This is a genomic window from Legionella sp. PATHC032 (assembly GCF_026191185.1).
In the GTDB taxonomy this organism is placed as follows: Bacteria; Pseudomonadota; Gammaproteobacteria; order Legionellales; family Legionellaceae; genus Legionella.
Map to the genome: position 1 here is coordinate 1,112,992 of NZ_JAPHOV010000001.1, position 13,061 is coordinate 1,126,052.

Sequence of the window (13,061 nt, forward strand, 5' to 3'; positions counted from 1 at the left end):
GCCAAATTCACATGCTCTAAATAAAAAGTGAAAATAAACTTTCCGGAAATTCCGGATTGTTCATTTTGTTTTAAGTCGGTTTAGAGAAAATGTAATATAATTACAGGTATGAAAACATTATCAGAAACAAATCCTTATCTTCAGGATAAAGAACAGGCTAAGCGCTTAAATGCCCGCTCTACGAGAACTTCTTGTGGGGTAGAAGGTATTGTTAAACATAATTTACCTCCAATGGAAATAGATCATTCCAGATCTGATAAAGTACTTAAAGAAATGAAACAAAGACTCCAAGACTCTTCTGAAAAATCAAAAAACTCTTAATCGTCTCATCATCCATAAGCTAATCGATGTAGGATATTTGCGCAAATATTTGCAATTGTAGTGAAATTTAACTACAATTTAAGTAAATCTAATTACAGAGTTAACATATGTCTACAAAAACCGTACAGGCTAGAGTGGATAGCCATTTGAAAGAAGTAGGGGATGGCATTCTAAAAATGCTAGGTGTCACGCCTTCCCAAGCCATTAATGCCTTTTATGCACAAATCGTTTTATGTAAGGGATTACCCTTTGAAGTAAAACTTCCTAATAATCTAACCCTTGAAGCAATTGAGGAATTAGAAAGTGGTGGAGGAAAGAAATTTTCATCTTTTAAATCAATGATTGATGATTTAGAAGAGGATGAGAATGCTTGAGATTGTTCGCTCAACCCAGTTTAAAAAAGATCTTAAGAAAATTATTAAACAAGGAAAAGATTTAGATTTATTAGAAGAGATTGTTAATAAGTTACAAAATTCTGAAAAATTACCTCCTAAAAACTGCGATCATCTTCTTTCAGGAGATTGGAAGGGATTTCGGGAGTGTCACATTTCCCCTGATTGGTTACTGATTTATAAAAGTGAAGATGAACTAAAACTATTAAGGTTAGTTCGAACAGGCTCCCATTCTGAGTTGTTTCGGTGAGGAAACGTTATTTATGTGTCCAAATGATCGAGAAAACTATTTAACCCTTCAAATGGCAGCTAATATTCTTAACTTGTCAGCTTCTTATTTTCTTAAGTTACTTAAAGATGGGGTAATACCCTCTACTCAAATTAATAATGAAGATTTTGTTTTAATGAGTGATTTAATGGCTTTTAAGAAATTAAAGGCAGATGAAAGTAAGCTGCTTCTTCAAAAGTTAGTTGATGAGGCACAAGAACTTGATATGGGATATTAATCAATTAATTTGGATCGCACTGCGTTCCAAATTGAGCTAGTCACGTTTTAGTTTCAAAAATTTAATTTATAAAAATTCATATTTTATAAATGCATTCACTGGTCAAGGATTACTTGAAAACTGAGCTCTCTCTTAAATTTATTGTTTCAAATCAAAATTTATTAATTGATACTTTTTTCATATTCAGTTTATTGTCCTCCCGAAGAAAAGAATTTTCCAAGGGCGCAATATACATTGCTTTGCAATGATGAAATTAAGAACAAAAATAGCCAATATTCTTTTCATTAAACCGATTTATTTGCTTCGGTATGTATGTATTGAAATTCACATTTATAACCTATCATTTCCAATGTAAGTTCAACCGCATCTTTAAAACTGACTTTACTGAAAAAAGGTATATTCTCTGTTTGATTCTGTTCAAGAATTATGGCGAATATAATTTTATAATCAGAGGGGTTATAAGTATTAGGAATTACCTCTTGCTTACAGCCACACTCAGCTAAATAGCCTTTGAACAAATTAAACTGATCAATATCTGCTTTCAAAGCTCGTCCGCTAAACACGCCTTGCCGAAAAAGATGACTAATGTCGGCTGATGCTTTACCACACTTAATATGAAAGAAGCTGTTTGTAGATGAGTCGAATATATCGCATATCTCATTCCGGTCTTTGCCTATTGATCTATGTTTAGAATCTGAATGACCCAAATCAAAAAGGTGCAAGTTAGTATCTTTGGCACAGGTCATATAATTATATTTTGATTCTCTTAATTTTTCAGCAGGCATTAAGGGAAGTCGTGTATTTGGTTTTACATGTTCATTGAAAAAGATATTTATTGAATTATAAAATTGTTCATCAACTTTATACCATGTTCCTTCTGATAGGATATATTTGGTAATGCCCTTATTAGTTTCCCAAACTAGACATCTATTGAGTGGCCAACCAAATTTGGCTTCTCCTTCATTGTCTTTTAACCAGACCTTGCATGTTTTAGATAGGGCATCCTGGTTAAGAGAATTAATAAAATCTTGGTCCAAATCATTAACAAGGTCAGCTACAGAGGGAAAGGGATAAACAGTTTTACTACTTTTTCTTTTTCGAGTACCGGTAAATATGAATCCTTCGTATTGATATAAATCTTCGACAAATTGAGGAGTTGAAATAAACATGTGATCAAAAGAGCCTTTTTTTATTGCAGCAATTAGTTCTTCATATAATTCGCTCACAAGCAATGGGTCAGAAATAATCGCCATGTTATCGATCCATGGATAGTCATTCCTATAATTAACCTCAAGAGAGTAGTCTAATAACTTTTCACATAATTGAATTAGCTCTGCTAAATTTCGGACTTTTAGATGGGTATGTATTGAATCTTTTCCCTCAATACGGGTGCCAAGGGGATGACCTTCCGGCAATTTGCCAGCTATGCCACGTAGGATATCTTTTTGTTTATTTATAGCAAAATCATCAGTGGTTGAACCTTTTATAGCTTGTTTTTTAGTTTTTTGTGAGTTCGTTTCAGGTGTTGTCAAATCAATCTGTATAAGCTCATTTTTAGGAATACAGTTAAGTGATATCTTTAGACCAAAATTATAATCAATCTTAGATAAATTTATGAGATGACTTCCCATACCAAACGGAACAGCAAAAAATCGTCCCTTTACTTTAAGAATAATTACGGCATATGAGGAGGCATTAAAGATTTTGGTTGCATCTATTTGAAAAGCCGAAGAAATAAATGGTAACCATTTGGGATCATGTGTAGTACTATCTTTATAATAAAGCCAAATTTCTTCGCTTATTTTCTTGCTTAATGAATTTGCTTCTTTAAAAATTTGATCAGTGCAAGTAATTGTGTTTTTAATCAAATAAACAGTGGGTTTGATATCCATAATTCAATGTTTCATCCTAGATTCAGCAAATGTTAGGCTAACTCTAAAAAGAGCGAGTTTTATATCAATTATAGTTTACGATCAGCTCTAGCCATTCCCATACACTTTAAAAAATAATCAGTAATCAATTGCATAGGTTTTCTAAGACGTTCTACATCAGTAATAATATACCCTGCAGTGACATCATTAGACATTTTATGGTTCATTAACCTCTTAAGTGAATAAGAAGAGATATCTAAACTTTCGGCAATAGTTATAAAGGTTCGTCTCAAATCATGTACTGTAAAATGAACACCAGAAGCCTTGGTCACATGAGCCATTTGCTTACGCGGTTCAATAATATGGCCGGCAGCACCGGTACCCGGAAATATATAATCATTAACTTTTTTCTCATAACGAGCAATCAATAACTCATAGAGAAAATCAGAGAGGGGCAGAGTATGTGGTTCATTATTCTTTGTTTTAAGGATAGTAAAAGTTTTCGCTGCTAAATCGACATTTTCCCATTTTAGAGTAGCTGCCTCTTCTCTTCGCAGACCAGTTAGTAAAATCAATAGTAAATAATCTCTAAGAGTACTATTTTCTATTTTGTTAAGCCCTGCATACCAAGCCTCTAATTCATGGGGTTTAATATATGTTTGGCGACGTTCTACCCGATACCATGCACGAGTTTGTGAAAGGCGCCTTACAGGGTTTTCCATAATGAGTGATTTGCCTTGTGCATCTTCATATTGACCAGCAGCAAAATTGAAGAGGGCGCGTAAAACACGCATTGCAAGATTGGCATAGGCCTCACCATGCTCCGTTCCTAGCTTTTCATGATGCTTGCTAATGCGATCTTTGGTGATTGACAAAATAGGTTTATTTTTCCAAGTAGGGAATGCTTTATCAATCATATGAGTGTAATTATTAATGGTTTTAGGTTTTAAGGTTTTCCGGGTTTGTAGGTATTCTTGAAAAACTTCGTTTAAAGTAATTTCACGCATGGATTGCGCTCTTTTCTCAGCAACAGGATCTTTACCCATAGCTATTTGGCCAAGCAGCTCTGTCGCTTTCTTTCGTGCCATATCAGGACTAATTTCGGGGTAACGACCAATAGTTATCCGATTAAGTTTTCTATTGATGAGCTTTTCGACAAAGAAGGCTTTAGTCCCACCCGAGGTGACGCGAACTCCAAATCCTTTGAGGTTGTCATCGTAATATTTCTTTTGAGCACTTTGTCCGGTTTTAATCGGTTGGGGGATAGCCAAGTTCTCAATATTTGTTTTGTTGATTCGCATATAGTTCTCACTATTTAAATTGAGCGTGTCGTAGCGTGTCGAATATGTGTCGAAGAATCAGGTCAAATTCATTAAAAGAACTTATAACCTAATATGGCTGTAATATCAAATAAATAAAAGGAATTTAAAAGAAAATCATATCGTGTCGAACCAGATAAAAACCGCTGTTTTCTAATTCGTAATCAATAGGTCCGCGGTTCGATTCCGCGCAACGGCATTGTGAAATCAAGAGGTTAGTTTATACTAACTTGATTAAAGTGCCCCTTTGTTGGGGTAGAGCCTGGTTTTCTTAAGATTTTTGCTATGTATCTTTGTAGTTTTCATAGAGAAATTTATTTAGATATTATCAATGACATTTTTAATGTTAAGCAATTAATCGGTATTTTTGGAGTTACAACTGTAGAAATTATAGATGAGCACTCTTGGCCTTCATATGCTCAAGGTTATGCTGCAGTTCTAATGCTTGCCGGAGATCCTGAATTTAGCAAAAGACCAGACATCGAGTTTTGGAAAGAAAAAATTGGTCAGCTATTTTATAGGCCTAATGTCCTTCAGGATAAAAGGTTAAATTACTTAAAAAGGTATATTTATAAATTTTTGTATTTAATTTAAAAGTTTCTTTTATAATCGCCCGTTTGCTTGCAAACGGGATTCAACTGACCTTATTTATATTGAAAAAATATAAGGTTTTAAAAGCTCAACCAATCGATGTCTATCAGCAACCCCTGAAGCTGATTGTTCAATAATATCTGGTAATTCACTATTTTCCTCCAAGGCATAACCATTCACGTCAAGAAAATAAGTAGCGCTCAGGAAGGCAGTTCGTTTATTACCATCGGGAAATGCATGTGCTTTAGCTATGCCAATGATATAGATAGCTGTTAACTCAATAATATCATTGATGTGTTCATAATGATGATACTGTTCAGCACGTTTAAGCGCTGATTCAAGTTTTCATATATCAGTAACAGAAGCATTAGATAATATTTCACTTTGAATAAAAACCACATCTTCTACAGTTAAAAAAGTTAATTCCATTATTTATCCGCTAAAACTTTAATAGTCGTAGCATGTCTCTCTTTCAGTTTGGCAATGGTCTGAGCGCGTTTGTTATGTTTTGCTTCTTCAAGTTGAGCCTCAGTAGGGGTACCCACTTTAGCGATAATAAAAGGTTCTTGTCCTTTGCGAGTAAAGCAGATTTGCTCGCCATTGGCGATTTTTTCCATGATTTCACATAAGTGTTCGCGCATATGAGTATAAGACACTGTTTGCATGGTTTTCTCCATATTTCCTGTACATGTACAGTATAGTTGATTTTATATACTTGTTTCAAGTTAACTTGGCTAAACAGAGTGCAACCTGACAAAACCTACTAAATCAGCGGATCTGAGTTTTATCAAATTTGAGTACCATATTTTGCTGTAAATAGTTGTATTAGTGTCTTAGATGTTATGGTGTTCACTCATGCTTATTTGTTCATTTTTAATAAACGTTCAGGGGCAGGTCTTGCTTTTTGCCAACTTCTAGTCAGAGGCCAAAAATCAGGACTTGCTACCAGATATGCTCTCAATTCAGAATCTGATAATGCTAGGTTGTTCACCCTGTTTAAAAACAAGCATTGATTAGTAAATCCATACTTTATTAATCATTAATATGCCATATTTTGATTAATAGAAAGTGAGGTTATTCATCATGACATGGAATTGGGAGCTTGAGAATTGGCCTAATTTTACTTGGGATTCTGATAAATTAGTTGTGTTTGAACAGTCTTTTACTGAGGGTGACGGTATTATTATTGGTTCTTCGCAACATATTTCTCAAGAAGGCAAGCAAAATTTGTTTATCGATTTAATGTGTACTGATGCTGTGGATAGCTCTGAAATAGAAGGAGAACATTTAAATAGAGACAGTGTTCAATCTTCTATTAATAAAGAGTTAGGCTTGTCTGCAGAAGCTCCTGGAGCCAGCTTGGCGGAGCGTGGGATCGCTAAAATGATGGTTAATTTATACCAAACGATTTCTAGTCCCCTAACACATCAGGTTTTATTTGAATGGCATCAATTTTTAATGGGTAAGAGCCATCATTTGGAAAATATTGGTCAATATCGTAGCCATGAAGAAGCAATGCAAATTGTTTCTGGATCTGATTATGATCGAAAAGTCCATTTTGAAGTGCCTCCTTCAAAATGTATTCCTGCTGAAATGGATCAATTGATTAATTGGTTTGAAAGGAGTTCTCCAGCTGGCTCAGCACCTTTACCTACATTAACCCGAACAGGGTGCAACGATCGCTACAACAACCAGAGATCTAAATGACTTGGTTAAAAAATATATTCTCAAAAGAACTGGTGAGCTTAAAGCGACTCGTTATTTTTTAAATCTCGAAAAGTTTTAAATAGGATTTTTGAGCTTTGTGCGCAGTAAGTTCCAAAATGGAACTTACTAAAACTTACAATTTGTCAGGTATTGTAACATGTTTAGGTGATCTCCTTATTTTTAAATAAGTCAAAAAATTAAGTGAGATAAATTAAGAAACTCTATTTTTCTCTAAAGAAATTAACTCCCTTAATAGTGATTTAAGGTCAGCTCCTGATGAACTACGATGAAATCCCGGTCTTTTGAATCACTTATGCTGTACATTTGGCGGGTTATGTATTTAAATATACGCCATCCAGGTCGCCAATGTTGCAATTTATGTTTTTTGATGACACTTATTTGAATTATAAAGCAAGAGTTAGTTACTCTTTGTTTTGCGCTAAAGATTTTAATGAAACCGCTGCTTTTATCAAGGCTAATCGAATTTTAATGACTAGCACCGAGTTAGCCGCTTATATGCTAAAACCAGAGAATTACAAATATGCCATTATTGCTAGAATAAAGAATAATATTGTGGGCATTGTCTTATTCACGGATTTTGAATCGGAAGTATTCATTAATCATCTCTATGTAAGTCCTATACATCGTTTTAAAGGTATCGGCTCAAATTTATTGAAAGAATTAAAAGCTTTTATGGGACAAAGAACAGTCTCTTATATAGATACAAGTAACAACTATATGCCTTGGATGGAAGTTTTGGATGTTTCCAAGAAAGCTGCGGTTATTAATCAATTAGGCTCATTTTACAAATGTAGTAGATGACAGCCAAAGTAATTCCTTATAAAAACATATTCGATTTTACCATCAAGAGATTTAATTGTTTGTAAATTCATTTGCATAATGTTTTGGATGGCTATTCCAATTTCAAACTAAATGTCTTGCCTCGATTGAAGTTTTCTTTTGTAAGTTTTCTATGCTTTTCTTAACTCATGTAAGAATCATTGCGTGTATTGAAGGGCAGCGGCTGATTCACAAAATTTTGGCGCACATGAATCAACAGCAAAAATCGCAAGCATCAATTAAAGCATCATTAGTTATTCGTGCATCACCAACCAAGGTAGTTAGCCAAATGACACTATAAGCAAAGAGTAAAAGGCCATGAAATCATTATGAGGCTTGTTGTCGACCCGGATTTATAAATGGGCACAAATAGTACATAAAAATGAAGTAGTGCTGGGAAAGTATGAGAAATTGTTCATGAAAATGGTCTGGGTGTTAATAAAAAATAATAGTTTCTTGTTACTATTTTAAGTTCTTTACTTTTGAAAAATAGGAAATAGGTGGTTTAAAAATTCCTATACCACTTTTGATTAAGCAGACAAATACAAGCAATTTTAAGAATAGTTGTCTAAAATAAAATGAAATATCCCTTTTATCAAGCGTCCAGCGTGAAAGTAATTTCTCTTGGGTAATTGACAATATATATGTTTAACAATGTCAATTTACTGAGGCAATACATGATAGATACGATAATCTTTGATTTTGACGGTGTAATACTTAACAGTGAACCCATGCATTTTGAAGCGTTAGTCCAGGTACTGAATCAATCGGGGATTAGTCTTGATTATGAAGAATATACGACCCATTACCTGGGATTAAGCGACATCAGTGTGTTTCCCAAAATACTCAATGATAAGGGTCTTGCCTTCTCTTCAACTGAAATACATCAACTTATAGAACGCAAGGTCACAGTTTATAATGAGTTAATCGAGAACAGTGAGCAATTGCCTATGACACTGGATCTGGATTGGTTTTTAGTTCGAGTAGCTAGACAATATGGAAAAATCGGTATCTGCAGCGGATCCAATCGCTATTCCATAATAAAAATTCTTGAAAAAATTCATTGCGGTCGCTTGGCTTGCTATTTTAAAACCATTGTAAGTTGTGAAGATGTAAGCTTGGGTAAACCTTCTCCAGAAGGTTATTTGCTGGCAGCGCATCGTTTGCAATCCAATCCTGAAAACTGTTTGGTTATAGAGGATTCGGAACACGGTGTAGCAGCTGCGAAAGCGGGAGGAATGCGGGTTGCGGGTTTACTGACAACCCTGAGCAGGGATCAGCTGGCCAATGCAGATATGATTGTGCATGATTTTAAAGAACTGGCTCATTTGTTGATCCCCCACTAAAAAGAGACAGGTTACACTGATTTGAATTAGGGTCAAATCCTGATCAATCCCGTCAAATTTTAAAAAAAAGATATATAAAACGGTAGATTGTAAAATATGAAGAATAGACATGCATGGTAGTTCGTGATCTAATTCATTAGAAGCATTTAACTTTAGAAGCATTTAACTTTTTATAAAGTGAGTAAAAAACTACTGATACAAACTTTTTCTTATATCAGTAATTATGCCTTAGATTGGGGAAATTATAATTGTGTAAAATTATGACGGTATCGTTCAGGCTCTGACCCGAACTCATATTCATGATCCTGATGTATACAAGCTTGCAGTATATAAATTAATGGAGTGAATAACGGCAATTAATAATTATGAGTAATTATGTACGTATTTGGTGTAGAGCCAAAAACTGGCGATACTTCAGAGTTTGACACTGTTGATTATTTAAAACATGCCATTGTTATTGGCTGCTTCATCAGGAATAGGTTGTATGACATCCCAGTGTTCATAAATTTTGCCATTTTCCAAGCGGAAAATATCAATAATGGCCCGTCCTTTAGTATTCGGCTCCAATACAGAATGAACATGTATCACAACATAATCTCCATCAGCAATGATGCGTTTTATCTCGCCATGAGATTGAGGGTAGGTATTTTTTAAATAATTAAGATAATTTTTAAATCCATCCAAACCATCTTGAGCCATCGGATTATGTTGAATATACCAGGATCCCAGATAATTTTGTGCTTCATCAAAATTTTTGTCATTCAATGCTTTTTGATAAAACTGCGTTACGATTTGTTTATTCGTTTCCTGAACGGAACCTGCGACTCCCAAAGCGGCATGACTCATTAAATAACTGGCCAAGGTCAACATGACTCGTCGTTTCATTGGTACTCCTTGTTGTTAAAATCATTTAAAAAGTACCCTAGATCACTTCAATTAACAATTAGTTACTAATTGGTAACTAGAAATCAATCGAGCCTGACCCCATTGATTGTTGTGTCCGAAGCTTTTAATTTTAATTTACAGTCAGGAAGGGAACGATCACCTGAGAAGGCAGAGGCGTTTTTGGAAGTATGGCATGACAGCTAGCGTAGCCCGTTTGCTTGCAAATGGGATTTTACTTTAATCATTGGATTCTCGTTTCATCATTTTAAGCATAGATACACCCATCTCATAATCAATTTGAGGCTGAGTGACTGAAATTGCCAGCTTATCCATTAATACCTTGTTCTTAAAGAATTCTTTAAGACGATTTTGAGTTTCTAAAGGCAACTCTTTAAAGTCGCGCCCTAAAAGACGGCAACCGCTTAATACATAATCTAAATGCTCATTTAAAATAATGATCTAAGTATTATTTTGTCAGATTAAGGAGGCTAAATGCTCAATGGACTCATGCGTTTTTAATATGGATATATTATGCTAGCCCCAAAAGCTACCAGGAAAGCTCCAACCCACTGGTATTGAGATATCTTTTCACCAATAAAGTAAGCAAATATTTGCGCAAAGACTACTGAGGTGTTTCTGAGAGTAAGGGCAAGTCCCGCTTCCGAATGACGCAACCCGATTAAAAATAGTAAGAAGGATAATGCGCTTATAATTCCTCCTAGAGAAGTTATTTTCCAATTTGATTTGACTTGTTCTTTGAATACTTGCCTTTGTTTTTTCTTCATCAAAAGAAAAACACAAGGTAAACCTATCCATAAAGCTGCAGAAAAAAGTGCGGCTGGGTTTGCGCCATATGCTAAAGAACGACCATAGCATAAATGATAGCCCGCAATACATATACCACATAGAATGGGGAATAATAATTGCCTTGATTCATCACTGTTAAAGGTTTGACTTGTAAGAATCAATCCAAAAAGGACAGAGGATACGCCCAGGATATTAAATAAATTTATATTTTCACCAAGGAAACATGCCGAGATAAACCAGACAATTATCATGGCACTCCCTCGCATAATAATGTAGGCTTTTCCAAGTGAAGACTGACTAAGACTGATAGCTAATGTGATTATATAACCTCCTTCAAATAAACCAGAGGTTAGCGCCCATAACAAGGAATCAGATGTTTCAAACAAAGGGCCAGAGAAAAAAGGAATAAATAGAAGTGAAAATATGGTTGCAAAACTCATAATTCCCAATACTTCGTAGTAGGGTGTTGAGTTACGTTTGGCAAAGGTATTCCATGCGGCATGGAGTATTGCCGATAAAATTATAAATACACCAGAACTCATTTCAGTTCATTTTGAGTTAAATAATCAATTATTGTAACATTCAATCAATAGGCTATAGCATAATTTATTTAAAGCTAATAGAAGTTTAACGTAGTAAAAAAGCATCAAAAAGGGGCTTAATAGCTTGAAAAGACTATACTTAATGTCATTAGAAAAATAATGAACTAAAAAATTCTGAGGATAAGAAGAGTAAGATAATTTTTTGTAAAACACTTATAAATTTTATCAAAATGCAATAGGAGTTTTACGATGCTTGATGATGGAGGATTGAAGAAAGTTAATGCTTTGATGTTATCAGTGGGTGCAATATTTTTTTTGCTGCTTGTACTTTATCATCAAGTGCGGATAATGTTTTACAGGCTAATGGGCAATCGGCTGCACATGAACACGAAAAGCATAAAGGGCATGGCGGATATTAATTTTCAAAAATTTGCTTAAATTATATCCTGTTATATTATGGATGCTGATATTCTAAAATTTAAAAAAGAATAATTTTAGTTAATTGGTCACTTTATGGAAGGAACCTATGGAGAATAGTTGGTATGATAACAATAGCAAATTATCTTTAATGGGGATAATTTGTTTGATTATTTTTTTAGTTCTCTTTTTCTTTAGTGTGTTTATAATGCCTTTTTTAATCTGGGAATTGCATTATAATGTTCCCGATTTTGTTAGCAGCATGATAGCATACCTGGAAGATACATATTATTATTCTTCACCTGTAAGTAAAATTCTTGTCTGGTTGACTTTTTTTATACCTTGCTTAATTACAGGATATTTTTCCTATTACATTTCTCGCTCTATTGATAAGAAAAATTTGCTTAAAGACGAAAACATTGATGAAAAACAATCAAAAGAAACTTCCTCAGAAACTAATGAGCAAATTAAGGAATCAGCGAGTTTAGGATTTAAAATTCTTATTCTAATGGCGGCTATTATTTTAATCATTTTCTTATTACAAGAATTCGTTAAGTTCACATCATAACTTGAAGTACTCCTGCGTTTTCTGCAGAGCAGAGTTAGAGAAAATGTGCGCTTCAAAAATTCTTAAGGTAAAAAATTTCCCCAAACAGTCGATAAATTAACGTTATGTATTTTGACCTGGATTTTTTATGAAAAAAAGCATTAAGCGCTCTTCTGATACCCTTTTAGAAATCGCAAGTCATCAGGAGTTAAAGGGGGACGTCACTTATCAAAGCATTTTACAAGTGCTTGGAGAGCGTGCCTTTGGAATTGTGCTGTTATTTTTTGCATTGCCCAGCGCGCTGCCTTTCTCATTTATTCCTGGCATCTCCCTGGTTTTTAGTGTTCCAATATTGCTATTTGCATTTCAAATGATTTTTGCCAGAAAAACAATGTGGCTACCAAAAATGATTGCGGAACGAACCATTCACCAGGAAACAATGGCCAGGTTTATACATAAAACCGTTCCTTACTTAATTAAAGTTGAATATTTTTTAAAACCCAGATGGCTGTTTATGACTTCCCGCTTTATGGAAATAATCCATGGAATTGTTATTTTCTTCCTTTCTCTATTATTGATGTTGCCAATTCCATTTAGTAATTTTATTTTTGCCACTTTGTTAATTATTTTTAGCTTGGGATTGATAGAAAAAGATGGATTATTTCTCATTATAGGGTATCTTGGGGTTATGATTTATGCAAACTTTGTCTATCTGTTTGTCTTGACAGCGGTGAAGCATTTGTTTGGTTGATTGATAGAAAGCTTGTGTTACTAACCATTAGGTTTCATCTTTTTTTCATTGATAGTTTAATTAACTATATGTGAATAAATACAAAAATCCATTTAATTCACCAGTATAGCGTTGATGCACTAACACATTCTCGGGGTCAGCATATTCTCAGAACTTGATTTCAGATACAGATATGTACTCAAACTTACCTGAGAGTCATTTCATAATGGTGGATAAAAT

Annotated in this window: 16 protein-coding genes and 1 pseudogene; 11 read left to right on the top strand and 6 right to left on the bottom strand. The window is 34.3% G+C overall.

What is annotated here, in order from left to right; all coding sequences use genetic code 11:
- The first annotated feature begins 108 nt into the window (after nucleotides 1–108).
- From OQJ02_RS05080 to OQJ02_RS05095, 4 genes are all read left to right on the top strand, one after another.
- Entirely contained in the window at nucleotides 109–321 is a 213-nt protein-coding gene (locus tag OQJ02_RS05080) for a hypothetical protein (protein WP_265718159.1), read from the top strand.
- Between the two features lie 107 nt (nucleotides 322–428).
- Nucleotides 429–695 carry a type II toxin-antitoxin system RelB/DinJ family antitoxin gene (locus OQJ02_RS05085; RefSeq protein ID WP_061639679.1) on the top strand — a complete coding sequence of 89 codons (267 nt, stop codon included), beginning with the start codon at nucleotides 429–431 and terminating at the stop codon, nucleotides 693–695.
- Nucleotides 688–963 (top strand): type II toxin-antitoxin system YafQ family toxin, encoded by a 276-nt coding sequence (locus OQJ02_RS05090; protein ID WP_265718160.1) that lies wholly within the window; start codon nucleotides 688–690, stop codon nucleotides 961–963. Before OQJ02_RS05085 ends, OQJ02_RS05090 begins: the two co-directional genes overlap by 8 nt.
- Before the next feature lie 13 nt (nucleotides 964–976).
- Complete coding sequence (locus tag OQJ02_RS05095) at nucleotides 977–1,219, top strand: hypothetical protein (RefSeq protein ID WP_265718161.1); 243 nt, start codon at nucleotides 977–979, stop codon at nucleotides 1,217–1,219.
- Nucleotides 1,220–1,503: 284 nt separating this feature from the next.
- Here the strand turns inward: OQJ02_RS05095 and OQJ02_RS05100 are convergent, their stop codons facing one another.
- Together OQJ02_RS05100 and OQJ02_RS05105 are read right to left on the bottom strand one after the other, a co-directional pair.
- Nucleotides 1,504–3,111, bottom strand: a complete 1,608-nt coding sequence (locus OQJ02_RS05100) for a DUF6119 family protein (protein ID WP_265718162.1) — start codon at nucleotides 3,109–3,111, stop codon at nucleotides 1,504–1,506.
- A 68-nt stretch (nucleotides 3,112–3,179) separates the two neighbouring features.
- Entirely contained in the window at nucleotides 3,180–4,391 is a 1,212-nt protein-coding gene (locus OQJ02_RS05105; protein WP_265718163.1) for a tyrosine-type recombinase/integrase, read from the bottom strand.
- 303 nt (nucleotides 4,392–4,694) lie between these two features.
- Between OQJ02_RS05105 and OQJ02_RS05110 the strand changes: the two genes are divergently transcribed.
- Nucleotides 4,695–5,003 (top strand): hypothetical protein, encoded by a 309-nt coding sequence (locus OQJ02_RS05110; protein ID WP_265718164.1) that lies wholly within the window; start codon nucleotides 4,695–4,697, stop codon nucleotides 5,001–5,003.
- A 54-nt stretch (nucleotides 5,004–5,057) separates the two neighbouring features.
- Here OQJ02_RS05110 and OQJ02_RS15410 read toward each other — a convergent pair.
- Together OQJ02_RS15410 and OQJ02_RS05115 are read right to left on the bottom strand one after the other, a co-directional pair.
- A pseudogene (locus OQJ02_RS15410) lies at nucleotides 5,058–5,330 on the bottom strand (type II toxin-antitoxin system death-on-curing family toxin); the annotation flags it as partial.
- Between the two features lie 98 nt (nucleotides 5,331–5,428).
- Nucleotides 5,429–5,665 carry a type II toxin-antitoxin system Phd/YefM family antitoxin gene (locus OQJ02_RS05115; protein WP_265718165.1) on the bottom strand — a complete coding sequence of 79 codons (237 nt, stop codon included), beginning with the start codon at nucleotides 5,663–5,665 and terminating at the stop codon, nucleotides 5,429–5,431.
- A 418-nt stretch (nucleotides 5,666–6,083) separates the two neighbouring features.
- Here OQJ02_RS05115 and OQJ02_RS05120 point away from each other — a divergent pair, with 418 nt between their 5' ends.
- The 3 genes from OQJ02_RS05120 to OQJ02_RS05130 all read left to right on the top strand — a co-directional run bounded on the left by OQJ02_RS05120 (nucleotide 6,084) and on the right by OQJ02_RS05130 (nucleotide 8,893).
- Nucleotides 6,084–6,707 (top strand): DUF4172 domain-containing protein, encoded by a 624-nt coding sequence (locus OQJ02_RS05120; protein ID WP_265718166.1) that lies wholly within the window; start codon nucleotides 6,084–6,086, stop codon nucleotides 6,705–6,707.
- Nucleotides 6,708–7,073: 366 nt separating this feature from the next.
- Complete coding sequence (locus OQJ02_RS05125) at nucleotides 7,074–7,529, top strand: GNAT family N-acetyltransferase (RefSeq protein WP_265718167.1); 456 nt, start codon at nucleotides 7,074–7,076, stop codon at nucleotides 7,527–7,529.
- 695 nt (nucleotides 7,530–8,224) lie between these two features.
- A complete protein-coding gene (locus OQJ02_RS05130; protein ID WP_265718168.1) occupies nucleotides 8,225–8,893 on the top strand; it encodes an HAD family hydrolase in 669 nt (222 codons plus the stop codon).
- 438 nt (nucleotides 8,894–9,331) lie between these two features.
- Here OQJ02_RS05130 and OQJ02_RS05135 read toward each other — a convergent pair whose 3' ends face one another.
- Together OQJ02_RS05135 and OQJ02_RS05140 are read right to left on the bottom strand one after the other, a co-directional pair.
- Nucleotides 9,332–9,778: an ester cyclase gene (locus OQJ02_RS05135; RefSeq protein ID WP_265718169.1), complete on the bottom strand. Its 447-nt coding sequence runs from the start codon at nucleotides 9,776–9,778 to the stop codon at nucleotides 9,332–9,334.
- Between the two features lie 515 nt (nucleotides 9,779–10,293).
- Entirely contained in the window at nucleotides 10,294–11,127 is an 834-nt protein-coding gene (locus OQJ02_RS05140; RefSeq protein WP_265718170.1) for a DMT family transporter, read from the bottom strand.
- Nucleotides 11,128–11,376: 249 nt separating this feature from the next.
- Between OQJ02_RS05140 and OQJ02_RS05145 the strand changes: the two genes are divergently transcribed.
- The 3 genes from OQJ02_RS05145 to OQJ02_RS05155 all read left to right on the top strand — a co-directional run bounded on the left by OQJ02_RS05145 (nucleotide 11,377) and on the right by OQJ02_RS05155 (nucleotide 12,842).
- Nucleotides 11,377–11,565, top strand: a complete 189-nt coding sequence (locus OQJ02_RS05145; RefSeq protein ID WP_265718171.1) for a hypothetical protein — start codon at nucleotides 11,377–11,379, stop codon at nucleotides 11,563–11,565.
- An 88-nt stretch (nucleotides 11,566–11,653) separates the two neighbouring features.
- Nucleotides 11,654–12,112 (top strand): hypothetical protein, encoded by a 459-nt coding sequence (locus OQJ02_RS05150; RefSeq protein ID WP_322783374.1) that lies wholly within the window; start codon nucleotides 11,654–11,656, stop codon nucleotides 12,110–12,112.
- Between the two features lie 127 nt (nucleotides 12,113–12,239).
- A complete protein-coding gene (locus OQJ02_RS05155) occupies nucleotides 12,240–12,842 on the top strand; it encodes an exopolysaccharide biosynthesis protein (protein WP_265718173.1) in 603 nt (200 codons plus the stop codon).
- Nucleotides 12,843–13,061 lie beyond the last annotated feature (219 nt).